We start from the raw sequence: 23,107 nt of genomic DNA, 5'->3' as shown, positions 1-23,107 counted from the left end.
AATAGGTATTGGGGTCGCTATTTGGAGAGGGCGTTGATCTGTTCATTGGCTTGGGTGATGTCTGATTCGGCTGCGAATTCGTCGATGGCCGCGAGTTCCTCGGCCGTGAATCCCRGGTTGTTGATCGCACATAGCGTGTCTTCCAGTTGCTGGACGCTGGATGCACCCACCAGGGCGGAGGTGACGGGTGATCCCTTGGGCTGGTCGCGGAGGATCCAGGCGATGGCCATCTGCGCCAGTGATTGCCCGCGGCCGGCAGCGATCCCGTTGAGCCCGCGGACACGGTCCAGTTTGTCCTCGGTCAGGGCAGATTTGGACAGGAACCGTTGTTTGGCCGCACGTGAATCGGCCGGGATGCCGACCAGATAGCGGTCCGTCAGCATGCCCTGCGCCAGCGGGGAGAACGCGATGGAACCGGCGCCCACCTCTTCCAGCGCCTCGTAAAGGTTCGGCGTCCCGTTTTCGGTCCAGCGATTCAGCATGGAATAGCTGGGCTGGTGGATCAGCAGCGGGGTGCCGAGGCCCTTCAGGATCCGGGCCGCCTCGATGGTCTGCTCCGGGGTGTAGGAGGAGATGCCCGCGTACAGCGCCTTGCCGGAGCGCACGGCATAGTCCAGCGCCCCCATGGTCTCTTCCAGCGGCGTCTCCGGGTCCGGCCGGTGGCTGTAGAAGATGTCCACGTAGTCCAGGCCCATGCGTTGCAGTGACTGGTCCAGGCTGGAGAGCAGGGATTTGCGGGAGCCCCACTCGCCGTAGGGGCCCGGCCACATGTAGTAGCCGGCTTTGGTGGAGATGACGAGTTCGTCGCGGTACGGCTTGAAGTCGTCCTGCAGGTGGCGGCCGAAGTTGGTTTCGGCCGAGCCGTCCGGCGGGCCATAGTTGTTGGCCAGGTCAAAGTGGTTGACGCCGAGGTCAAAGGCACGGCGGAGGATGGCGCGCTGTTCATCGAAGCGCTTGTCGTCGCCGAAGTTGTGCCACAGGCCCAGGGAGATGGCGGGAAGTTTTAGGCCGCTGCGTCCGACGCGGCGGTAGGGCATGGATTCATAGCGGTTGGTTGCAGCCGAATAAGTCATCGGTGCCTTTCTACCTGCCGCTGGAGGAAGCGGGCCGGCGCACGGGTGAGGGAAGTTTGGAGGCAGGAATGAACCGGCCGGAAAGGGTCAACCTAGGAGGTCAGCAGGTACGTGAGGGCCGCAGCAAGGCCAGGGTTGCTCTGACGCTTTGGTGCGGACAGTACTGAGATGCTTCGAGCGAAGCCCAAGCTGGTGTAGTTTCGCGGCGGGTGTGCAGCCTCCCGCCATCCGAGGCTGCACGCCCGTTTTTTCGTACGTTATTCATCCTCGACGGTTAGCGTGGCCCGGTAGGCTGCCCAGTGCTGCGCGGTGGCATGCAGGGACGCGGGCGGGATGGGTTGTTCGCTGGGGTCGGGTACATCGAGGCGGTCGGTGTAGTAGAGACTGGGAACCCCGAGACCGGCTTGTGCCGAGGTCCAGCTCAGGTAGGCGGCTTGGCTGGGCAGGGCCCACCCGTCGGTATCGATCAGCAGCTCCGGGCATGCAGATGTGGCGACCCGGGCCCGGTGGGTCATGGTGTCGACGACGCCGGTGCCGGGGGTGGTGTTGGGTGGTTCGGCGTGGCCGCCTGGCTGGTCGAGCATGAGCACGTCATTGAGGCGGAGCATGTCTGTCACGTCGCGGAAGCCGGGGTCTGGTGTGTGGGTGACCACGAGTGCGTCGGGGTTGATCTCCTTGATGGCCTGGTACAGGACTGCGAGTAGTTCGTGGAGCAGGTCGATTCCCCAAGACGGCCCGGCATGGGTGAGGGCGGATCCGGCGGGGGTGGAGGCGGTGAAGTCTATTTTGATCCCGTCGGCGCCGAGCTCGCCGATCATGGACCGTGCTGCTTGCTGGATCAGCTTGCGCCCGGCCGGTGATTCGGGGTCGAGAGCGATCGGCTGACCGGTGTGGTCACGGACGCAGGCTTCGGGTGGGGCGCCCTCGGTGTCCCAAGCTTTGTACCAGAGCAGGACCCGCTGGCCGGCGTCATGTCGTTTCCGGATCCATCCGGCCATGTCGGGCCACTTTTCGGTGTCGGGCCGGCAGGTGGCGTAGTCCTGCTGCCATTTGTCGTCGATGACGATGGTTCCGGGCACGATTCCGTGCGTGGCGAGCGTGTTGAGATAGCCGTCGTAGTCTGCCTGTCGTGCCCGGTCCACTGCTGGGCGCTGACCGCCGATGGAGGCCATTGCGTCGGCGTTTTGGGCCCCCCAGCCGCAGAACATCGGCTCGAGCCACTCTGGTGAGGCCGGGGCCTGGGTGCGGGCGGGCAGCAGACCTCGTGCGTCGAGCAGCTCGCGGTAGCGTTTGAGCCCGTCGTAGGGGTTATCGGCGAGGAACAGCAGGAGTGTGGGGGTGCTGAATTGGCCCTCGACTGAGGTGTGTCCGTCGTAGTCGTATCGGAGGGAGAAGCCCGGGGTGAGGGCGTCGTAGGTGAGTTGGGTGAAGGGGCGCCGCTTGGCTGCGACACCGATCATCAGGCAGGGGCGGCCCGATGCCGGGGACGCGGCGGGGTCGTCTGGGGAGAGTGCCAGGCACAGTGGGGGTGGGGTGAAAAGCCATCTTCCGACGCCGGGCTGACCGCCGTCTCCCACTACGCCCAGGGCTGCGGATTCCCCTGCGGGGCGGAGGACCTGCCATGGCCGGTCCGGGTTGGGGGAGAAAACGGTGCTGTGCAGCAGGTCACTGGGAAGCAGGCCGGAGCCGGCCACGTGGGCGCCGAGCTGGCGGATGGATGTGATGCGGCCTGCGCCCTGGACGGTGGTGGTCAGTTCGAGGGCGTCGCCTTCGGCGCGCAGCTGGGTGTGGTGGTGTTGCCACAGTGAGCTCGTTGCCGTGATGCCCACCTGGGTGAGGTTCCCGTCGGGGGCGTTGACGTTGACGTCTGTGACACGGATTTCGTCAGTGCCGGCGGTCGTGTTAATGCTGGCAAGCAGGCGAAGGCGCGCCAGGGATGCGCCGTCGGGGGTGGCCAGGGTGAGGACCTGACGCGCCGGGTCGATCGAGATCTCCATCCCGGCGGCCAGGAAGGGACGTGTGCTGTTCGCTTGCAGGTCCAGGGTCAAGGGGTTCTCCGTGGGTTGGGTTGGGGTTTCCGGCGGCGTTTCATCCGGTGGGATGGGTGTTTCCTGGGGGTGGTTTTGTGGGGAGGCTGTTCGCGTTGCGGGTTACCATTCCTGCCTTTCCTGGATGGTTCCGTACGGGACGTCCGGGTGGAGTTGGACGGTGAAGTCCCGGGGTGAGTGGCGGGCAACGAGGATCCCTTTGCCGCCGCAGAGCGGGGCCCGTTCGGCGAGGATGTTCACGGCTTTGTCCAGTTGGTCCTCTAATTGGCTGCGTTTCTGGACCCGAACGTGGAGGAGGTCTTCATTTGATGCATTGGTGTACATGGTGGTCCTGTAGGGGTGGATCGTTGTCGCGCGGGTGGAAGGGGCGGAACCGAGAAGGTCCCCGCCCCTTCCATCGGCGTCGGATGGTTACTTGAAGAGGGCGTTGACTTGTTCGTTGGCCTGGGTGAGCGAGCTGACGGGGCTCTTGCCGGAGACGACCGCGTCCATGGCAGGTGTCATGATGCCGTCGACCTTCGGTGCGTTCTCCGCGATGGGAAAGAGGAACGTGGTGCCCTCTTTCACCTGCTGGGTGAAGGGGGTCACGTCCACGCCCTTGGCCTGGAAAGCTGCGGCGGCCTTGTCGGAGGAAGACTTGATGGCGGGAAAGACCACTGCCTTGGACGCAACGACGTCCTGGCAGGCGGCCGATCCGAGGTATTCGACGAACTTCGTGGCAGCTACGGGTTTCTTCGTGCCGGCCCAGATGGCGTCGGAGAGACCGTTCATCATGGATGCCCGCTTGCCGTTGACACCGGTGGGAGTCGGGGCGATGCCGAGATTGATTCCCTTGTAGCCGGCGTACTGGCCGATCGTCCAGGAGCCGTTGACGTTGATGGCTGCCTTGCCGGCGCCGAAGATGTCAGCGGTGCTTGCCCCGACGGTGGTTTCCAGCTTGGGCATGTAGCCCTTTTGGATGAGACCGGCGTACCAGGCGATGGTCTGCTGGAATTTGGGGTCATCGTAGTGGAATTGGCTGGCCCAGGGGTTCTTGTCGGTGTGGGTCCACCCGGTGGTGCCGGTGAGGTAGCTCCATTCGGACTGGCCCAGGCCGGACCCGGCACCGTTGAGGCCCAGGCCGTAGACGGCCACGTTGTTCTTGTCGAAGCCGGGTTCGTCGCCGCGTTTGCCGTTTTTGTCCACGGTCAGATGGGCGATGGTCTTCTCGTAGCTGCCGCCGTCGGTGGGGTTCCAGTTGAGGTTTTTGATCTGTGCCTCACTGACACCTGCATCGGCGGTCATTTTCTTGTTGTAGAAGATCGCGACGGTGTCCCAGTCCTTCGGCAGCCCGTAGCGCTTGCCGTCTTGTCCGACCCAGAGGTCGGCAAGGCCTTTGTTGTAGATCGAGAGGTCGACGGGGTCCTTCTGGAGGGCTTCATCAAGGGGCAGCAGCTGCTTGTTTTTGATGAGGTCCGGAAATTTGGTGACGTGGTCGGTGAAGACGTCCGGGGCGTTTCCGGCGATAAAGTCGTTGGTGAGGGTGGACCAGTAGTCGCCCCATCCTCGCTGGGTGACCTTGACGGTGATGTCCGGGTTTGCCTTGTGGAAGTCGTCGGCGCACTGCTGGTAGGCCGGGAGCTGGTTGGAGTCCCAGAGCCAGTAGTTGAGTTCACCCTTGGCTTCATCGGATGAGCTGCCTCCTCCGCTTCCGCAGGCGGACAGGGCCAGGACGGCCGCAGCCGCAACGGCGATGGCGCTGACTGTTTTCTTTTTCATGTGGGTCCTTTCAGGACAGGGTGGGGGCCGGAAGTGGACCGGCATTGTTCCCGCGGGGCGGGGGAACTGCTTGCGGGGGTTATTTGATGCCGGAGAAGCCGATGGAATTGACGATCCTTTTGCCGAAGGCGATAAAGAGCAGGAGGATCGGCAGGGCCGAGACCAGGGTTGCGGCCATCAGGCCGGACCAGTCGGGAGAGCCTTGGGGGGCCTGGGCCTTGAAGACGCCGAGTCCAACGGTGAGGACCCTCAGCTCGTCTTGGTTGGCGACCAGGAGGGGCCAGAAATAGTCGTTCCACTGGCCAATGAAGGTCAGCAGCGCGAGAGTGGCGAGGGGTGCTGCGGCGTTGGGAAGGGCGATCTGAAAAAAGATCCGCAGGTGCTTGGCGCCGTCGAGCATCGCTGCCTCCTCGACTTCCCGGGACATGTTCAGGAAGAACTGCCGAAGGAAGAAGATGGCGAACGGGCTCATGAAAATGTATGGCAGTACCAAGCCGGGCAAGGTGTTGAGCAGCCCGAGGTTTTTGATGAGCAGGAAGTTGGGCAACGCGGTGAAGATCCCGGGGATCATCAGGGTGGCGAGGAAGAGGCTAAAGACAGCGTTCCGGCCCTTCCAGCGTAGGCGGGCGAAGGCATAGGCGGCCATGGCGCTGAAGAACAGTGCGCCCGCGGTGGTGATGGAGGCGAAGATGACGGAGTTGCGCAGGTACAGCCAGAAGTCGATGTGGGCGCCGGAGCCGCCCTCTGCCATTGCTTCTTGGGTTGACTGGAGGCCGAACACGCGCTTGAAGGCGCCGAGGTTGAGATCGGCCGGCAGCAGGTTTGTCGCGTTGCTGGCCAGCGAACTGTTGGTAGACAGGGAGGTTCTCAGCACCCAATAAAACGGGAGCACGGAGACGGCAACGGCAACGATGATCAGGGCCCAGGACACTGACCGGCGCCAGGTCATGGGTTTGCGGGACCGCTGCAGGCGGGGAGGGTTAGGACGGCGGGTGGTGGTCATGGTTGGTTTCCTTAATCCAGGTCCGATTCGTTGCCGCGGAGGAACTTCATTTGAACGAAGGCCACCACGGCGAGAATGACGAAGAGGATGACGGAGAGGGCGGAACCGTAGCCGAAGTCCGACTCGGTGAAGGCCCGCTGGTAGATGTAGTACTGGAGGACCCGGCTGGCATTGACCGGGCCGCCCTGGGTGGTTACGGCAACGGTGTCAAAGATCTGGATGGATCCGATCACGGTGACGATGAGCACCAGCGCGAGCACCGGGCGCAGCAGCGGCAGGGTAATTCTCCGCAAGGTCTGGAAGGGGGAGGCGCCGTCAAGCTCGGCCACCTCGTAGATTTGCCTGGGGATGGCCTGAATACCGGCGAAGATGAGCAATGCGGTGTAGCCCACGTGGCGCCAGGTGTTGATCAGTGCCTGTGTGGGAATGGCCCAGGTCTCGTTGCCGAAGAAGGCCACCCGCGGCAGGCCGACCGCTTCGATGAAGTAGTTGATGATGCCGATCTGGTAGTCGAGTAGCCAGAACCAGAGCATTGCCGCGATCACGTTGGCCATCAGATAGGGCAACAGAAGTGCGCCCCTGATGAGGGTGGACTTGGCGACCCGATGCATCAGCAACGCCAGGCCCAGCGCCAGGGTCGTCTGGAGGACTACGTTGATCAGCACGTATTCCCCCGTCACTACCAGTGAGTTCCAGAACAGCGGGTCTTTTGCGATCGCCGCATAATTCGCCCCCCCGACCCATTTAGGGTCTCCGAACAGGCTGTACTCGGTGAAGCTCAGGTAGATGCCCCGGACCACGGGGACGACATAGAAGGTGACAAAACCGAGCAGGGCCGGGGCGATGAAGAACAGGGCAATCCGCAGGTCCCCATGGCGCCGGCGCCAAAAGGGCTTCCCGCGTCCTGGTTGTTCGTGAAGCGCCGTGCCGGCTCTGGCAGCCCGGCTGGTGGCAGTGGTGGTCATCTTTGATCCCTCTCCTGTGAGGTAGGTAACACTTGGTCGCTACTCTACGCGCGTTGCGTAAATTTATGCAAGCAAATGCCTTTAAATCAAGGGTATTGAGGACGAAATAAACGGTCCCTTGACGCGCGTAGATTTGTGGCCCATGCTTTTTCCTATGACTTCTTCAATTGGAATCGTTGGTGCAGGACAGTTCTCAGGCGTTTTCGCCAAGCTCTTCGCTGCCCACCCCGGAATCTCAGACATCTACTTCACCGACCTCATCACTGAGCGTGCAGAGGCCCAGACCAGCAGTGTTGGGGCTGCAGGAACGTTCGACAGCTTCGAGGCAATGCTTGAAAGCGACGTCGACGCCGTTGCGATCTTCACCCAGCGCTGGACCCACGGACCCCTGGTGGTGCAGGCGCTGCGCGCCGGCAAGCACGTCTACTCCGCCGTGCCGATGGCGATCTCCGAAGCGGAGATCGCAGAAATCATCGAAGCGGTCCGGGAGACCGGGCTGACCTACATGATGGGTGAGACCAGCTACTACAACCCGGCAACCGTCTTGGCCCGCAAGAAGAATGCCGAGGGTGCCTTCGGGCGGATCTTCTACGCGGAGGGCGACTACGTCCACGACATGGACCTCGGCTTCTACAACGCCTACCAGTACAGCGGCGGAGAAAACTGGAAGCGCACCGCCAGCTACCCGCCCATGCTCTACCCCACCCACTCCGTGGGCGGAGTGCTCGGAGCAACGGGCGGTCACGCTGTCAGCGTCAGCTGCGTCGGGGTCCGGGATGAGCGCGGCGACGGCGTATTCGACCGCGAGGTAAGCATGTTCGACAACGACTTCTCCAACGCCAGCGCCCTGTTCGAACTTGCCGGCGGCGGGTCCATGCGCATCAACGAGTTCCGCAGGGTGGGCTACCCCTCCCACCTGCGCGAGAGCCGCTTCCGCTACTTCGGCACCGAGGCAAGCATGGAACAGCTCGCCCTGGTCAGCGTCTGGCAGGACAAGCACACCGTGACCGACATCAGTGACCAGCTCGAGACCCAGGCCACCATGGACGCGGATGACCCCATGCTGGCCGACGTCGCGCCCGCACTGCGTGATGCCTTTATCTCCGGCATGGCCTCCGTGCACGACGCCGGACGCCTGCCGGCGGAGTTCCGCGGTCTGCCGAACGGGCACGAGGGCAGCCACCACTTCCTCGTGGACGACTTCGTCACCGCCATGAACACCGGCACCCTGCCTCCGGTCAACGCCTGGGAAGCCGCACGTTATACGCTTCCCGGCATCGTTGCCCACCAGTCCGCCCTGCGCGGCGGCGAACGTCTGCCGGTGCCCGACTTCGGCGACGCCCCCGCAGAGCTGCCCCGCCCGGCACTCCGCGAGTCCGCCAAGTAAACCCCGTTAGCATGGTTGCCATGCCGCACCCGACCTCGCAAGCCAAGCCCGCCACGCGCGACGACGTCGCCCGGATGGCAGGGGTCAGCCCTGCCGTCGTCAGCTACGTCGTCAACGGCGGCCCCAGGGCCGTTTCCCCGGCGAACGAGGCCAAGGTGCGGCAGGCAATCAGGGCGCTGGGCTACCGGCCCAACGCGGCAGCCCGGGCACTTGCCTTGGGTTCCAGTGAGATGCTCGCCATGATCGTCTCCGATGCCATGAACCCGTTTTTCGCCTCGCTCGCCCGCACCTTCGAAAACGCCGCGGCCGAGCGGGGCTACACCCTCCTGCTGGCGGACTCCCAGGCCTCGCTGCGCACAGAGCGCCGCCTCATCAAGAACTTCGCCGCCCGGAGGGTGGACGGCCTGTTCCTTTGCAGCATGCTGTTCGAGCCGGATCTGATGGACCTTGAACAGGCAGACATCCCCGCCGTGCTCCTGAACCACAGCACCGACCTCGCCACCGCAGGCAGTCCCGCCGTCATAAATCACGGCGCGGGAGGCCACGGTTCCAATTCCGTTGGAGTGGCCTTCCAGGATGGGGCACGCATGGCGGTCGAGCACCTCATTAGCCACGGCCACGAACGTATAGGGCTGGTGATGGGCGGCAATGCCGGCGGTGACCTTGACGCACGTGAGGTCGGATGGCATCAGGGGATCCAGGATGCCGGCCTTACGGCGGGCCCCATCGTCAGGGCAGCGTTTACCCGCGAGGGCGGGTACCGTGCCGGACAGGAGCTGCTGGCCCGCAGCGAGCGGCCCACCGCCGTCTTCGTCAGCTCCGACCAGCAGGCTGTGGGTCTGCTCTGCGCCCTCCACGAGGGCGGCCTGCGGGTGCCGGAGGACCTCGCGGTGTTCGCCTTCGACGGATCACCCGAATCCGAATACACCTGGCCCCGGCTCAGCACAGTCGCCCAACCCGTAAAAGACCTGGCGCAGACCGCCTTGGAGGCCCTCCTGGCCCCCAGATCCGGAGGGGAAACGCAGACGACAATCTTCCCCACCGAGCTGGTCCTGCGCGCTTCCTGCGGCTGCCACTGACACCAACACAGCCTCTCCGGCTGCGCTAAAAGCGATCACCTGCCGGTGGAGGACCGGCATCCCCCAACGCTGGGAGAACCCGCTCCTCGGGGCCCGCCGTTTGTCCTCAACCGCCCACCGGCAATCGCGTTTCCTTGCTGCCCGGAAGTCACCCCCGGCAACCGCCGCAGCTGCCACCTACCCCCGGCGACCCACCGACTACCCGTTAAGGCACCCAACGTCATGACTGCCATTCCCGCCCAAGAGGATGACATCTTCAGGCCCGCCATCCACTACACGGCCCAAAACACCTGGCTGAACGACCCGAACGGACTCGTCTACCACGAGGGCATCTACCACCTCTATTACCAGAACAACCCCTTCGGGAACGTCTGGGGCAACATGTCCTGGGGCCACGCCACCTCGGTGGACCTGATCAGCTGGAACGAGCAGCCCGTGGCCATCCTCTGTGACGCCGAAGAGGACATCTACTCCGGCAGCATCGTCTTCGACCGGTACAACACCAGCGGCCTCGGCAACGGGCAGACCGCCCCGCTGGTGGCAATTTACACGAGCGCCTACAAGGACAGCTCAGCCCGCCGGGGCACACAGGCCCAGTCCCTGGCCTGGAGCTCCGACGGCGGTTACACCTGGACGAAGTACCAGGGCAACCCCGTTCTTGACAGGAACTCCGCAGACTTCCGCGATCCGAAGGTCTTCCGCTACAACGGGCCCCCGGGCAGCTATTGGGTCATGGTGGCCGTTGAAGCCGAGGAGCACAAGGTGGTCATCTATAGCTCGGATAACCTTCGGGACTGGCACTACCTCAGCAGCTTCGGACCCGCCAACGCCACCGGCGGCGTCTGGGAGTGCCCTGACCTTTTCCCTTTGCCACTGGACGGCGACGAAGAGCGGACCAAATGGATTCTCACCGTGAACCTCAACCCCGGAGGGCCCAATGGCGGGTCAGGGGGCCAATACTTTGTCGGCCACTTCGACGGCGTGGCCTTCACATCCGAAACAACCGTCACCGACGGCAGCAGCCAAACGGCTGAGCTCGACACCTACCACTGGCTCGATTGGGGACGTGACTACTACGCGGCCGTGTCTTTCAACAACGCACCTGACGGGCGCCGTCTCATGGTCGGCTGGATGAACAACTGGCAATACGGCGCCGCCATCCCGACCTGGCCATGGCGCAGTTCCATGTCACTCGTACGCGAAATGTCCCTGGTCACAGACCAAGGCCAGCCCCGACTGTCCCAACGGGTCGCCGACGAATATCGAACCGGCAACGCACTGTCGGTGAACACCTGGTCTGATCTTGCAATAGATGAAGGAATGCGCCACCTGCACACCGGAGCACCGGTAGAGATCATCGAGGTGACCTTCATCCCGGAATCCGCGGACGAATTCGGACTCATCATTCGAGGCAACGGCACCGACGGCACAAGCATCGGCATCCACCCCTCCGAAAACCGGCTCATCATGGACCGGACACGTTCCGGCAACACGGAATTTCATGACGCCTTTGCTTCCACCGATACGGCACCACTGAAACCGGCCTCCGACGGCTCATACACTCTCACCCTCTTTATCGACCACTGCTCAGTGGAAGTCTTCGCCCAAAACGGCCAGGTCACCATGACAGGCCTTATATTTCCCGGGCCGGACAGCACCCGCGTGTCCCTCTATGCCAAAGGCGGGACCGCCACGGCCCCCTGCCTGAAAGTGACGCGACCCGCGGGACCAGCAATGCGAAACGCAGAGCCATTGGTCCTGAGTCGATAGCGCCTAACGACCAAGGAGTAGGACTTCCCAAGGCTCAGAGTGTGCCTTCGTTGGTGCCGGCCCACCCCCAAACGTCATTGCAGTAGTGCAGACGGCTTCTGACATTCCGTGCAGACGACTTCTGAAACAGGTGAAGATTTCTCACCGTACGTCAGAGGTGTCTCGAAACCCATCTGTCTCTAAACGCTGGGGTTTCGAGAGAATTTTCAGCTGGCCCATGAGAGCGCGACAAATCTCTGCACCAATGCCCAACGCACGGGGCTGGTCCCTATTACTCGCCCGTACCTCTGAACGTGCTCCTACACGCCTGCGAGTTGGACCGCGCGGCCGAGATCTTGACGTCATACTTGCATTTTGCAAGTATGAGGCGCATGAGCCTTTTCATCACCTGCCCGGTCGAGAGCGTCGAGCGCGCGACCGCCTTCTACACCGCCCTGGGCTGGACCCTCAACCCAGAAATGTCCGATCACAACGTGTCATGCTTCGCGATCGCGCCCGAGCAGTACGTCATGCTCGGCAGCCGCGAGATGTATGCGAGCGTCGGCGGCGCCGAGGAGCTGGTCGGCGGACCCGATACGCCCTCGAAGGTCACGGTCTCGTTCGRCCTCGGCAGCCGTCAGGCGGTCGATGAGCTCGTCGAGCGCGCCGGTGCCGCCGGCGGGCGGATCGGTGATATCGACGACTACCCCTTCATGTACCAGCGCCAGTTCGACGACCCCGACGGCTACCATTACTCGCCGTTTTGGATGAAACCGGACGCCGATCCGACCGAGTGAGCGACCTCGCCGCGGCCCTCGATGTCGTGGGAGCACGGTGGGCCTTGCTCATCGTGGAGCGGCTGCTGGACGGGCCGCAGCGCTACGGCGATCTGCAGCGCGACCTCGGAGTGCCGACGAACATTCTCGCGACCCGCCTGCGCGAGCTCGAGGCCGCCGGGGTACTGTCCCGTCTGCCCCTCCGGCACAACACCCGGGCCTATGCGCTGACCGACCGCGGGCTTGCCTTGCGTGAGGCGATCATCGCGCTAGGACGCTGGGGCAGCGATGAGGCCTAGGCGTGGCGCGGAATCGCGACGCGCTCCGACGAGTTGGCTGGGCTCTGCCCCTGCAACACGTGGGCGGGCTGGATCCATAGAGGCGTAAAGGGCGTTGAGCTGACGGTAGAGGATTCGGGCAAGGTAGCGCTTGAGGGATCTTCGGATTTCGCGGTAGCTACGGCCTTCTTGGGTGCGTTTGGCGACGTACTCCCGCGTTCCAGGGTCGTGGACCATCCGGGTCATGGTGATGGTGTGCAAGGCACGATTGAGGCGCCTATCACCGCCCCTGTTGAGCCGGTGGCGGACAGTGTTACCACTTGAGGCCGGCAACGGATTCACCCCTGCAAGTGAGGCGAAGGCAGCTTCGCTGCGAACCCTTCCCGGATGTGACCAAGCCGTCAGGACAGCAGCGACCGTGACAGCCCCAGCGCCCACCATCTCCAACAGCGGCGCAGCGGGGCTTTTCTGGATCAGCTCTGTCATGCGCTTCTGGTTCGCGGCCAGCTGAGTGGTCACTTCGAGAACGCGGCGCGCCAACCGAACCGCTTCCTCGCGCGCGATCGATAATTCGATCTGCTCCTGTCGTTCCCGCCATCTGGTGATCGTGGTGATCTGGGCGGGAACCAGAGATTTACGGGCGTCGATTCCAAGATCATGTGCCCGGAGGAGGGCGATGAGTGCATTTACATACATCGTTCGTTCCCGCGTCAGCTGATCCCGGGCTGCACTCAAGATCCTGAGTCCGGCACGGGTTCCTTCGTCCCGTCGTGGAACCCGGAGTTGGGACTCCTCCAAGCCCAGGACAGCGGCTCCGATGGCGGTGGCGTCCAACGGGTCCGATTTGCCCAGCCCACGACGGCCTCGGGCGTTCATGCGTGGAGCTTCGGCGACGTCGTAACCGGCGTCGGCTATCGCCTTGGCCAGACGGGCCCCATATGAGCCGATACCTTCAACAGCCCATAGACACCCCATATCGCCGTCTGTTCGTCGGCCTACCCAGGCAAGTGCGCGTGAAATCCCTGCGGAGGTGGTTGGGAACTGCTCGCACGCGACCTGTCGCTTAGTGTTGGCCTCAATGATCGCGTAAGTGTGGGTGCGGGCGTGACAGTCCACGCCGATGACGAACGGGCGGGTCTGCGCAACGATAGTCAACGCGGCCACGCTCCTTCCTTTCGAACGGACAAGACAGGTCGCAGCGCGACCGGCGCCCGACCTGGGAAGAGTCACTTCGAGGCAAAACTGTGATGAGCCACAACCTCAGAGGCTGGGCAAGCTTCTAATCAAGCCACCGACGTGGGACAGGTCAGCGCCGGCCGCTCCACCCAGCGTGGACAAATCGGGGGAAACGCACCCTCGAGGGGCAATTGTTTTTTCGAGTCACGCACCAAGCAGAACGACCGGCATCAACACTGCCAGCTAGTCCCAGACCAGCCACGTAAAGACTCACAGTTGTTTTTTGGTTGCTGGCAAGCTTGCTTGCTCGGCGGCCGACGGAGCCCTGTCTACCCGCAGGGCAAGGGGCAGGAAATTCCCGGAGGAAATCAGCGACGCAGGAGCGCCGGAGGGACATTTCCTGCACCGCAGGCCCCGGAGGAGCTTGCGGAGCCGGGGCTAGACGGGGTGGAGCGGACACGTACAATCCGACAGGACAGCAGCCAAAACGGTAATACTGGAACAGTCCTTGAGCCGGCGTGACCCAGCCAAAAATTGACGTACCAGGCGGCACTGTCTTCCCGACGATCTGTCCGCCGGCTCAAGGTCCGTTAAAAGGGGTGTCGGGCCAGGCGGACATGACCTCATAGGAGCCTGATACGACCAGTCCCATTACCGTTTTGTCTGCCCACCTGGCCCGCGCCCGATCAATCAGCATTCGACGCGACTGAGGGGCAATTTCCATCTTGGCAAGCGAACCAATAAAAGTCATCGCGGGTATCGACACCCACGCCGACACACACCACGTAGCCGTGATCAACGAACACGGCAAACCCCTTGCAGACAGGGAATTCCTGGCCGTGGGATCCGGATACCGGAAAATCATCGACTTCATCACTTCCTACGGCACAGTCGTAGCCGTCGGGGTCGAAGGAACAGGCTCCTACGGTGCCGAACTCGCCCGAACTCTTCGGGGTGAAGGGCTCACCGTGCTGGAGGTAAACCGCCCGAACCGGGCCGCCCGTCGCCTCAAAGGGAAGTCAGACCCGTTGGATGCCTACCAGGCCGCCAAGTCCGTGCTCGAGGGGCGGACCAAGGCGATCCCTAAGGCCAAAGACGGCCCCGTCGAATGCCTGCGGATCGTACGTTCCGGGCGCGCATCAGCCATCAAGGCCCGCACTGCGGCCATCAACCAGATCAAGGCGCTCCTCGTTTCAGCCCCGGACAAGATCCGGGCGAAATACCGGGCGCTGGCCACCTCAGCGCTGATTCCTGCCCTGCAGCGCACGAGACCTTCCGGGCATATGGCTGACCCCGAGTACGTGACTCTGCTGACGCTCAAGGCGTTGGCAGCCCGATGCCAAGCGCTGGGAACGGAAATCGCGGCTGCTGACGCTGCACTCAAGGAAATCCTGGACGGCTATGCTCCGATGCTTTGTGATCTCCCAGGAGTCGGAACCGAAGTGGCCAGCCAGTTGTTGATCACCGTCGGGGACAATCCGGACCGTCTGGGGAACGAGGCCCAGTTCGCTTCGCTCGTCGGCGTCGCCCCGGTGCCAGCCTCATCGGGCAAGACAACCCGCCACCGGCTCAGCAGGGGCGGCGACCGCAGCGCCAATAATGCCTTGCACCAGGTTGTTCTGGTGCGCATGGGCTCGTGCCAACGGACCAAGGAGTACGTGGCTAAACGCACGTCAGAGGGAAAGAGCAAACGCGAAATCATGCGCTGCCTCAAACGCTACGCAGCCAGGGAAATCTACCGTCAGATCACCAATCCCCGGCCCGCACCCGACAACTCCGACCTCCGCCGCAGGCGGACAGACCTCGGCATGACCTTAACGACCGTCGCCGGCGAACTTGGTCAATGGGTTTCCATCATTTCGCGTCTGGAACGCGGACATATCCGCAACGATGCCCTGGCCGGCGCCTACCGGAAATGGCTCATCGACCAGGCCGAAATGCCACGCCGCACACCTCCGACGACAGCTGCAGCAAGGACAAATGCGTTACCGGGCGCCGTTAGCTGAGACTCAAGGCTTGACGCTTTACTCAAACCAGACTTACTCTAAAACCACAAGGTTATATAACGACAAGGTTATGGTTTTGATGGTTGATGAATTGAGTGCAGTGTTCGCGGCGTTGGCCGATCCGACTCGGCGGGCTATTCTGCAGCGGCTCGCTGACGGTGACGCGCAGGTGTCCGACCTCGCGGCGCCTTTCAGGATCAGCCAACCGGCGATTTCGAGGCATTTGAAGGTATTGGAAAATGCTGGCCTGATCTCCCGGAACCGGGTAGCGACTGCCCGGTTCAGTCATCTGGAGCCCGACCGGCTTAAGGAAGCGAGCGAGTACATGGAGCGGTACAAGAAGTTTTGGGGTGAGTCCTTCGACAAACTCGACGGCGCGCTGGCCTCGTTTCAGCGCGACACCCCACCTACGGGAAAGGGCCGAGATGTCTGAGGGGCGCCAGCAGGAAGTCACAGAACACGATGTTTTCATTTCCCGCTCTTTCGCCGCCCCCAGGGACACGGTCTGGCGGTTCTGGACCGAACCCCAACTCCTCGCCTCATGGTTCGGGCCTGAAGGAGTTCACGTACCCGTGGACAGCATCATCGTGGAGCTCGTGGAGCAGGGCCGGTGGGAGTTGACCATGGTCGACAACGCTACCGGGGCCAGCCACCCCATCCGGGGGCGCATCACCGCCTTTCAGGCACCGGAATCCCTCGAGATTCAACTGACAGCGCTGACCGAGGCTGGGCCCGTGGACGACGTCGTGCTGCGGCTTCAGTTCCACGATCACGGCGACCGGACGCGCATGACCCTCCATCAAGGCCCGTTCACCGACGAGATCCGGGACATGACCCACGCCGGATGGATACTGTCCTTCACCAAACTCGACACCCTCCTCGAAAGGCCCACAGCATGAAAACCAGCGCCGCCCAAAGCCAGGTCACCCAGATCACCTCAGCGGACGGAACCCCCATCTCCGTCGAACACATCGGCTCCGGCCCCTCCCTGGTCCTGGTTGACGGCGCCTTCTGCGGCCGGTCCTTCGGCCCGGCGCGGGCCCTGGCCACCACGCTGGCCGACTCCTTCACCGTGTACTTCTACGACCGTCGCGGCCGCGGCGACAGCGGTGATACACGGCCCTACTCCGTGGAACGCGAAATCGAAGACCTAGCCGCCGTCATCACCCATGCGGGCGGAGACCCCTACGTCTATGGCATCTCCTCCGGTGCGGCCCTCGCCCTCGAAGCAGCAGCGGCGGGTATCCCGATGCGCAAGCTCGCCACCTACGAGGCCCCCTACACGGGAATCGGGAACGTCGACGGAACGCCCGTCGACCACGCCGGGCACCTGAACTCACTGCTCGCCCAAAACAAGCGCGGCGCGATGGTCTCCTACTTCTTGGTCAAGATGATCGGCGTCCCTGCATTTGTGCCCCTCATGCTGCGCCTCATGCCAAAGATCTGGAAGAGCCAAAAGGACGCCGCCAACACCCTCCCCAATGAAATTGCCGTTACCAACAACTTCACCGCACCCACCGGCCGGTTCGCCAAAATCACGGTGCCGACCCTTGTCATGGTCGGTGGAAAAGCCGCCCCGGTCATGACCTCAGCTCAAGCAACAACAGCCGCCGCGATCCCCCAGGCCCTTCACCGCACCCTCGAGGGCCAAACACACCAAGTCTCAGACGCAGCAATGGCAGCCGAACTCCGCGGGTTCTTCACCAACTGACCCGTTGACCACTCTCACCAAATTCATTTCGCCCACAGACCGGAATAGACCATGCCCAAAATCAGCTATCAGACCGAACATCAGGGATCCCAACGACGCCCGCCCGCCTCCTCTGCCACGCGGGTATTGCTGGCCTGTGGCATCACCGCCGGCCCCCTATACCTTCTGGTCAGCTATGCCCAGGCGTTTCTTCGCCCGGGCTTCGACGCGGCACATAACGACCTCAGCGTCCTAGCCAACGGCGACCTAGGCTGGATGCAAACCACAAACCTGATCCTCACCGGCGCCCTAACCCTCCTGACCGCCGTCGGATTCCGTCGCGCACTCAACCCCGGACGAGGAGCCACCTGGGGGCCGGTTCTCGTCGGAATCTACGGTGCCGGATTAGTGGGTGCGGGGATTTTCACCGCCGATCCCATGAACGGATTCCCTCAAGGCGCACCTCCCGGACCCCCTATCTCCGGGTCCCTCCACGGGTTTCTTCACTTCGTTACCGCAGGGATTGGCTTTGCCGCCTTCATCGCTGCCTGCTGCGTTATGGCCCGCCGGTTCTACACATCCGAAAACCGGAGGCTCGGAGCATTCTCCCTTGCTACCGGAATCCTCTTTCTCGCCGCCTTCGTCGGCATTGCCAGCGGGTCAACGTCAGCCGTCATCGTTCTTAGCTTCACAGCAGCCGTAGTCCTCGCTTGGACCTGGCTGGCAATAACGGCCGCCCACCTACGACGCAGCCAACCCCTGCCTCCCACCGTCCGCACCAGCTGAGCGAGCCAACCACTAAAAAGCACGATCAACAGCAATTTGACGACTATAGGAGCATCGTCGAAGACGTGGATACGGGCCAGGGTCTCCGGAGCCCTGCGACGGAGGCACTGGACCCCACAGCCGGCCGCGCCAGCGGACGCCCGAAAGCGCTGTCTGTGGAATCCGCGGTGGCCGCCCGACTTGTGGAGGGGTCGTGGCAGGATGTCCATCATGGACAGGCGGTTGCGGCGCGCTCCTGACGCGGAATGGGTGCTGATGTACCGGCTCGGGCTGAGCCGGCAACGCATCGCTGCCCTCGTCGGCGCCGAGCCCGCCACGGTCGGATACCACCTGGTCATCGCGCGCCACCAGGACCCCCACCTCGAGGCCGAACACCAGTCCGCAGCCGGCTCCGCGCCCGTTCCGCACCCCTCCCCCACGGATCTCGGCCGCATGGACGAGCTCATCGCCTGGGTCAAGGCCGAAGGCCGGCTCCCGCGTGACCGCTCCGGGCAACGGGGCGAAAGGTCGATGGCGCGCTGGCTGTCCGGGCGCCGACGCGAAGCGGCCCAAGGGACCCTGGTCCCGGCCTACCGTGACGGTCTGGCCCGGGTGCCCGGGTGGCTGGGGAACCGCAGGGAAGCCGAGGACGAGGCCCGTTGGCACCACCGCCTGGCCCAGCTCGAGGACTTCCGACACGAGGGCAACGATTGGCCCCGCCACAAGGGCTGCGATTCTGAGCGGGAACACACCCTCGGCGTCTGGATCCACACCCAGCGGTACAAACACCGCCGCGGCGACCTCGACCCTGCGAAGGCCAAGCTCCTGGACGACACCGTTCCCGGGTGGCAGGCCGGAAGGACCAGGGGCCGCCCTCCCCGGCGGTGACCCGAAAGGCAGCGTTTCCCGGCAGGCCGCCGGCCAGTAGAATTACCGAGGTTCTCCAGTCCCCCCAGCTTGGAGAACCGGGAGCCTCCGCGCTTGAGTCCTTGGATTCGCGCGGAGGCTTTCCTCACGGCTCGCAGCAAGGACCCTCTTCCCGGTTGTGCCCATTGGGGGCAGGTGGAGCCCTCCGCACAGCTCAGGCTGTCCCCACTGGGTGCAAACCGTTTGATTGTCGGACCCCTCCCCCATGCTCAAACCTGCACATCTATTCGAATAAAATTACTAGGCTGGAAATTTGTTATCGAATGTCAGTTCTAAACTGAGGATATGAACCCGGAACAGGCGGCCCGGTTGCAGGCGCGGTATGCGAGGCGGGCCGGCCCGATCGGGCTGACGGTGGAAGAGCTCGATTTCGAGCACTTCCCCGCCAGGAACGGCTTCCCCGGGATCCCGGTGAAGGCGTGGATCCGGTTTCCGAACTGCGCCGAGCTGGTCGACGGCGAGGTCTATGCCTGGACGGCCAAAGCCGCCGAAGTGACGTGGAAGGACGGTCCGGTGACCTACCGGACCTGGGTGTGGAGTTCGGCGGTCACCCGCCGGGAAGACATGATGAGCAGGAACTTGGGAAAACGCGTAGAACGTGACAGCAGTAGCGAATGAAACAACCCTGGACGTTGACGTCGACGTCCGCTTCACCCCGGCCGGCACGCCGCTCGCCGTCCGGCACGAGGGCCGCATCTGGGCCGTCGCGGCCGAGCCGGTGCACTGGTTCGACCGGGACGCCTGGTGGGACACGCAGAGCACGGCTGCCGTCGGCAGCGGCGACCTGGTCAGCATCGAGTTCTGGAGGGTGCAGGTCCGTCTCAGTTCGAGCTCGGCGTTGCGGACCTTTGAGCTGCGCCGCAACCCGCTCTCGACCCGGTGGCTGCTCGAAGGCATCAGCGATTAGGGCCTCGGCGGCAGGGAACCCCCAACCGATCAGCGATCAGACATGGGCGGCGATCCGGGCAGAATTCACGCTCCCGGCCCTCGGGCAGGTGCACCGCCGGCTCTCCGAACTGATGGAAGACCCCGGACCGGTGCTGCGCCGGCTCGTCCGCGATCATCGACGACGGCACCTACTGCCCCGGATTCCAGTTCCTCCCCGGCGGACAGCTCCACCCGACCGTCGTTAAGCTCTTTGACCGGGCGATGGAACTGCAGATCCCGCACAACTTCACCCTCTGGATGGTCACACCCTCCAGGGACCGTAACGGATCCCGCCCCGTTGACCGCCTCAAAGACGGCCCCGCTCCCTTGGTGGGCGCGCTGGACTCCTGCCGCTGGCGCTAGCACCGGCCCTTGACCGCACCCGTCGGGTGCGTAGCGTAGGTCCATGGGACTCATCTACGACGACCCGGACCTCGCGGCCCTGACACTGACGCGGCTCGCCGCGGAAGAATCCGAAGGCCCCGGCGCCCTGGAAGTGCGCATGCGCGACTATCTCGGCGGCCTGGCACAGCGCAACGGGGGCGATTATCTGGAGCTGCTGGCCATCACCCTCGCCCGGGACCATTTCAAGTCCCTGGATGATCTGGCCCGGGCCACCGGGGCAGAGTCAGCAGCGCTGCTGGACGCCGCCGAGATCGACGCGCTGGAGGCCGTGTAGGAACGGGTGCGCATAGGGTGTTCAGGTGGAGATTACAGGCACGATCCAGGCCCCTGACGGCAGCAACGAACGCATCAGCGCCGAAGGCAACACCTGTGAAGAAGCCCGCAAAGCCCTCACGACACAGATCCCGGAGGACCACAAACTCCTCGCGATCCGCACAGACCAATAACCTCTTGCGCCAATAGCCTCTTGCGGGTCCTTCCAGCCCTGGCGGGGAAAAACGGAGCCGGACACCCCAGCTGCCATCGCTTCCGTGACGTCCCCGGTCAGGGGGCAGGATGCGGACGGCGGGAAGGGCCTAGTCGTTCCCGCCGGGAGCCTGCTGTGCCACCGGCCCTGTCCCGGGCATGATGCGGGCCAGCAGCGCATCATGCGCCGTCTGCAGCGTGTCGGCGCGCGCCTCTGCCGCCGCCAGCCGGGCCCGGTCTGCCGACGCTTCCCTGACAGCCTCCTGCGCCGCGGCCCGGGCCTGCTCCAACTGCTCCCCCGCCGCAGCAACGTCGGCCTCCAACGCGGCGATCCTGGCCGTGAGCTCCGCGACCGCCGCGTCCTTCTCGGCGCTCACCCGGTCCAGGTCCGCGACCAGTTCGGCGACCTCCACGGTCACGTCCTTCTTCTCCTGCAACCAGGCTTTCTCGACCGCGGCATGGCGCTCATCGGCCAGCACGGTCGCCTCGGCCCAGCAAGCCCCGGCCAGGCGTGCGGCCTGCTCCAGCAGCACCGCCGGCGCCACGGCGACCTGCCCGCCCGCGGCCCGCTTCTCCTCCGACCACTCCTTCAAATAACGGGTCGCGTCGGCGTTGCTCACCCCCGCCGCGGCCCGCACCGTCGACACCGTGGGCCGGCGCTCGGCGCTGATCTGCTCCGCGGCAGCGTACACACGGTCCTTCACACTCAACGTCACGGCGCCAACCCTTCAAAAGTAGTAGGAATAGTAGTAATACTACTCCTAACTAACGGCGCGTCATGGCCGCGCGTTTCCGCCGCCATGTTCAGGCGGCCGCTGGCCGCCTCCGACAGAAACGGGGGCACGGAAAGGGGCCGCGTCGGACCGCGAGACCGGTCGAGTCCACTACGGGAAGCCCCCGCCGGAGTCCCGTCCCGTGGCGTCCGATCGTCCCCGGAAGCGGTGATCATGGGCGCTTTAGGACGGTTCATCCGCTGTGGCCCGGCCGGTGTCGGTTCCGCCGGATATCGTTGCGGTCCTGTGTCTTCCGCGCGCGCGGACGATGCCGGACACTGTGTTCAACGGTGCCGCCCGCGCACCGGGGAAGGCATCGCCGTCATGAACGCTTCGATCACCCTGGTTGCCGCGACCGGACACCAGAACACCGCGCCGGCCCGCATCCGGGTCCGGCCCCTGGAACCCGATGATCTACTCGAACTGGCCGATCTGCACCGGCACGCCTACGCCGGCCGTCCCGGACAGCGGGCCGGCGACCCGGTGTGGATCGGACCATCCACCGAGGAGGGCAGCGGCCGCACCACCGAGGCTGCGTCCCTCGTGGCGTTCGGACCCGACGGTCAAATCACGGCCGCCCTCATCGTTACCGAACGCGACGGCGAAGCAGTCATCGATGAACTTTTCACACACCCGGACCACCGCCGCAAAGGCCTGGCCGAAGGACTCATCCGACATTGCATGCACCTCCTGCACACCCTGGGCCGCACCACGGTGAAGGTCACCGTGGAGGACAACAACCCGGCAGCGATGGCCCTGTACCTCTCCCAGGACTTCCGCCGCCTCACCGACGATGACACGGACACCGACTACGACTGAAAACCCGCCCCGAACCACCCTCCACGCCGCAGACCCACAGCATCCCCGGGTCCTGATTCACCCCGGACGCCGCCACTCCTCGTACGGTCGGCAGGACGGGACCGTGGAGCCCCCTGCCGGGATCTGAACAGAGCCGGGGGCGCCGACGGTGCAGTCTCCCGACCTGAGGCAGGAAGGACAGCACCAAAAACGGTAGACGAGACAGGGCCAGAGTGTACGGAGCCCTGCAACGGACGCACGGAACCCCGACGGCCGGCCGCGCCAGCTTTGGAAAGAGACGACGTCTCCTCAGAGCCTCTCTGCCGTCTAGGGCTGCCGCAGCCCTTGGCCGGTCTCGACCCGGACCCTACTACGGAGGRARSCACCGATGACCATMAARATCAATGACACGGCACTGCGCCACGCCCGGCAGCTGATCAAGGACGCCAGGATCGCCCGGGATTCCCGTGACGACTGGAGCGAACACGCCCCCGACACAGAGAAGGAAAACGCGTTCATCGCCAAGCACGGCTACACGGAATACGGAACSTGGCATCTGGGCGAAGACACCGAGAAAACCCACGACACSAAGGGACGCTACAGCTTYCCCTTCGGAGATTTCCGGCGGCTGCACCGTTGCGCGATTCTTGCCATCGAGAGCCGGGCCGCCCAGAACAACCACGACGACATCGCCAAGGCAGCGAAGTCCCTCCTCAACGAACTCGACAAGGACTAGTTATCGCCGCCGCCCTCGATGGGCCCGGGTTGCCTTGTCGGGACAAGGCGTGGGTCCGGTGATCCGCTCGTCCAACGCCGATGATTCCCCGGGCCGCGCACGCCATACGCCAGGCATCCTCATACCGGCCAATGCCACCTACCGCCGACCGGGTCCGGAAACCACACCGCTCAAAACCGGTGCCGGCTGGTCCAACACTGGCGGTTCTTGATTCCGGGTACGGCCTCAGCCGGTCCGCCCTCGCTGCAAAGGTTGACGCATGGGAACGGGCAGCTTTAACCTCATTGGATCCTTCGGCTGGGTCATGACAGCGCAGTAAGGGA

At 64.1% G+C, this 23,107-nt stretch carries 25 protein-coding genes and 1 pseudogene; 18 read left to right on the top strand and 8 right to left on the bottom strand.

What is annotated here, in order from left to right; translation table 11 throughout:
• Positions 1 to 17: 17 nt before the first annotated feature.
• From mgrA to AC1DEY_RS06190, 6 genes are all read right to left on the bottom strand, one after another.
• Positions 18 to 1,073, bottom strand: coding sequence for an L-glyceraldehyde 3-phosphate reductase (gene mgrA, locus AC1DEY_RS06215; protein ID WP_476867181.1), 1,056 nt, complete (start codon positions 1,071 to 1,073; stop codon positions 18 to 20).
• 257 nt (positions 1,074 to 1,330) lie between these two features.
• The gene (locus tag AC1DEY_RS06210) at positions 1,331 to 3,121 is read right to left on the bottom strand and encodes an alpha-amylase family protein (protein WP_476867180.1); all 1,791 of its coding nucleotides are present in this window, start codon (positions 3,119 to 3,121) and stop codon (positions 1,331 to 1,333) included.
• A 102-nt stretch (positions 3,122 to 3,223) separates the two neighbouring features.
• Positions 3,224 to 3,445, bottom strand: a complete 222-nt coding sequence (locus AC1DEY_RS06205; protein ID WP_476867179.1) for a hypothetical protein — start codon at positions 3,443 to 3,445, stop codon at positions 3,224 to 3,226.
• Between the two features lie 87 nt (positions 3,446 to 3,532).
• Positions 3,533 to 4,879 carry an ABC transporter substrate-binding protein gene (locus tag AC1DEY_RS06200; protein WP_476867178.1) on the bottom strand — a complete coding sequence of 449 codons (1,347 nt, stop codon included), beginning with the start codon at positions 4,877 to 4,879 and terminating at the stop codon, positions 3,533 to 3,535.
• Between the two features lie 79 nt (positions 4,880 to 4,958).
• A complete protein-coding gene (locus tag AC1DEY_RS06195; protein WP_476867177.1) occupies positions 4,959 to 5,882 on the bottom strand; it encodes a carbohydrate ABC transporter permease in 924 nt (307 codons plus the stop codon).
• Between the two features lie 11 nt (positions 5,883 to 5,893).
• Complete coding sequence (locus AC1DEY_RS06190) at positions 5,894 to 6,847, bottom strand: carbohydrate ABC transporter permease (RefSeq protein ID WP_476867176.1); 954 nt, start codon at positions 6,845 to 6,847, stop codon at positions 5,894 to 5,896.
• Positions 6,848 to 7,001: 154 nt separating this feature from the next.
• Here AC1DEY_RS06190 and AC1DEY_RS06185 point away from each other — a divergent pair, with 154 nt between their 5' ends.
• The 5 genes from AC1DEY_RS06185 to AC1DEY_RS06165 all read left to right on the top strand — a co-directional run bounded on the left by AC1DEY_RS06185 (position 7,002) and on the right by AC1DEY_RS06165 (position 12,137).
• On the top strand, positions 7,002 to 8,234 hold the full coding sequence (locus AC1DEY_RS06185; RefSeq protein ID WP_476867175.1) for a Gfo/Idh/MocA family protein: 1,233 nt from the start codon (positions 7,002 to 7,004) through the stop codon (positions 8,232 to 8,234).
• A gap of 20 nt (positions 8,235 to 8,254) precedes the next feature.
• A complete protein-coding gene (locus tag AC1DEY_RS06180; RefSeq protein WP_476867174.1) occupies positions 8,255 to 9,313 on the top strand; it encodes a LacI family DNA-binding transcriptional regulator in 1,059 nt (352 codons plus the stop codon).
• Positions 9,314 to 9,535: 222 nt separating this feature from the next.
• The gene (locus AC1DEY_RS06175; protein WP_476867173.1) at positions 9,536 to 11,083 is read left to right on the top strand and encodes a glycoside hydrolase family 32 protein; all 1,548 of its coding nucleotides are present in this window, start codon (positions 9,536 to 9,538) and stop codon (positions 11,081 to 11,083) included.
• 371 nt (positions 11,084 to 11,454) lie between these two features.
• Positions 11,455 to 11,859 (top strand): VOC family protein, encoded by a 405-nt coding sequence (locus tag AC1DEY_RS06170; protein ID WP_476867172.1) that lies wholly within the window; start codon positions 11,455 to 11,457, stop codon positions 11,857 to 11,859.
• Complete coding sequence (locus tag AC1DEY_RS06165) at positions 11,856 to 12,137, top strand: winged helix-turn-helix transcriptional regulator (protein ID WP_476867171.1); 282 nt, start codon at positions 11,856 to 11,858, stop codon at positions 12,135 to 12,137. Before AC1DEY_RS06170 ends, AC1DEY_RS06165 begins: the two co-directional genes overlap by 4 nt.
• Positions 12,138 to 12,227: 90 nt before the next feature.
• On the opposite strand, the pseudogene AC1DEY_RS06160 reads toward AC1DEY_RS06165, so the two are convergent.
• Positions 12,228 to 13,271: pseudogene (locus tag AC1DEY_RS06160) on the bottom strand (IS110 family RNA-guided transposase); the annotation flags it as partial.
• Positions 13,272 to 14,017: 746 nt separating this feature from the next.
• Between AC1DEY_RS06160 and AC1DEY_RS06155 the strand changes: the two are divergent.
• From AC1DEY_RS06155 to AC1DEY_RS06105, 11 genes are all read left to right on the top strand, one after another.
• Positions 14,018 to 15,298 carry an IS110 family RNA-guided transposase gene (locus AC1DEY_RS06155; protein WP_441410707.1) on the top strand — a complete coding sequence of 427 codons (1,281 nt, stop codon included), beginning with the start codon at positions 14,018 to 14,020 and terminating at the stop codon, positions 15,296 to 15,298.
• A 10-nt stretch (positions 15,299 to 15,308) separates the two neighbouring features.
• Positions 15,309 to 15,731, top strand: coding sequence for an ArsR/SmtB family transcription factor (locus AC1DEY_RS06150; protein WP_441410706.1), 423 nt, complete (start codon positions 15,309 to 15,311; stop codon positions 15,729 to 15,731).
• Positions 15,724 to 16,197 carry an SRPBCC family protein gene (locus AC1DEY_RS06145; protein ID WP_441410705.1) on the top strand — a complete coding sequence of 158 codons (474 nt, stop codon included), beginning with the start codon at positions 15,724 to 15,726 and terminating at the stop codon, positions 16,195 to 16,197. Before AC1DEY_RS06150 ends, AC1DEY_RS06145 begins: the two co-directional genes overlap by 8 nt.
• Positions 16,194 to 17,009, top strand: a complete 816-nt coding sequence (locus AC1DEY_RS06140) for an alpha/beta fold hydrolase (RefSeq protein ID WP_285242557.1) — start codon at positions 16,194 to 16,196, stop codon at positions 17,007 to 17,009. The genes AC1DEY_RS06145 and AC1DEY_RS06140 overlap by 4 nt, the downstream gene beginning before the upstream one ends.
• A 51-nt stretch (positions 17,010 to 17,060) precedes the next feature.
• Complete coding sequence (locus tag AC1DEY_RS06135; RefSeq protein ID WP_285242556.1) at positions 17,061 to 17,774, top strand: DUF998 domain-containing protein; 714 nt, start codon at positions 17,061 to 17,063, stop codon at positions 17,772 to 17,774.
• A gap of 210 nt (positions 17,775 to 17,984) precedes the next feature.
• Entirely contained in the window at positions 17,985 to 18,641 is a 657-nt protein-coding gene (locus AC1DEY_RS06130; protein ID WP_476851042.1) for a helicase associated domain-containing protein, read from the top strand.
• A 324-nt stretch (positions 18,642 to 18,965) separates the two neighbouring features.
• Positions 18,966 to 19,298 carry a hypothetical protein gene (locus AC1DEY_RS06125; protein WP_476851043.1) on the top strand — a complete coding sequence of 111 codons (333 nt, stop codon included), beginning with the start codon at positions 18,966 to 18,968 and terminating at the stop codon, positions 19,296 to 19,298.
• The gene (locus AC1DEY_RS06120; RefSeq protein ID WP_476851044.1) at positions 19,279 to 19,587 is read left to right on the top strand and encodes a hypothetical protein; all 309 of its coding nucleotides are present in this window, start codon (positions 19,279 to 19,281) and stop codon (positions 19,585 to 19,587) included. Before AC1DEY_RS06125 ends, AC1DEY_RS06120 begins: the two co-directional genes overlap by 20 nt.
• Before the next feature lie 242 nt (positions 19,588 to 19,829).
• Complete coding sequence (locus AC1DEY_RS06115; protein WP_476856346.1) at positions 19,830 to 19,970, top strand: hypothetical protein; 141 nt, start codon at positions 19,830 to 19,832, stop codon at positions 19,968 to 19,970.
• Between the two features lie 43 nt (positions 19,971 to 20,013).
• The gene (locus tag AC1DEY_RS06110; protein WP_476851045.1) at positions 20,014 to 20,286 is read left to right on the top strand and encodes a hypothetical protein; all 273 of its coding nucleotides are present in this window, start codon (positions 20,014 to 20,016) and stop codon (positions 20,284 to 20,286) included.
• 25 nt (positions 20,287 to 20,311) lie between these two features.
• Positions 20,312 to 20,458 (top strand): hypothetical protein, encoded by a 147-nt coding sequence (locus tag AC1DEY_RS06105; RefSeq protein WP_476851046.1) that lies wholly within the window; start codon positions 20,312 to 20,314, stop codon positions 20,456 to 20,458.
• A gap of 129 nt (positions 20,459 to 20,587) precedes the next feature.
• Here the strand turns inward: AC1DEY_RS06105 and AC1DEY_RS06100 are convergent, their stop codons facing one another.
• Positions 20,588 to 21,193, bottom strand: a complete 606-nt coding sequence (locus tag AC1DEY_RS06100) for a DNA-binding protein (RefSeq protein ID WP_476851047.1) — start codon at positions 21,191 to 21,193, stop codon at positions 20,588 to 20,590.
• Positions 21,194 to 21,574: 381 nt separating this feature from the next.
• On the opposite strand from AC1DEY_RS06100, the gene AC1DEY_RS06095 reads away from it, so the two are divergent.
• Complete coding sequence (locus AC1DEY_RS06095) at positions 21,575 to 22,069, top strand: GNAT family N-acetyltransferase (protein WP_476851048.1); 495 nt, start codon at positions 21,575 to 21,577, stop codon at positions 22,067 to 22,069.
• Positions 22,070 to 22,436: 367 nt separating this feature from the next.
• Positions 22,437 to 22,784: a hypothetical protein gene (locus AC1DEY_RS06090; protein ID WP_476856345.1), complete on the top strand. Its 348-nt coding sequence runs from the start codon at positions 22,437 to 22,439 to the stop codon at positions 22,782 to 22,784.
• The last annotated feature ends 323 nt before the right edge of the window (positions 22,785 to 23,107 follow it).

Source organism: Arthrobacter sp. 05T47 (assembly GCF_056395825.1).
The sequence above is the reverse complement of the archived record's forward strand: the minus strand, read 5'-3'. Positions and strand labels throughout refer to the sequence as shown.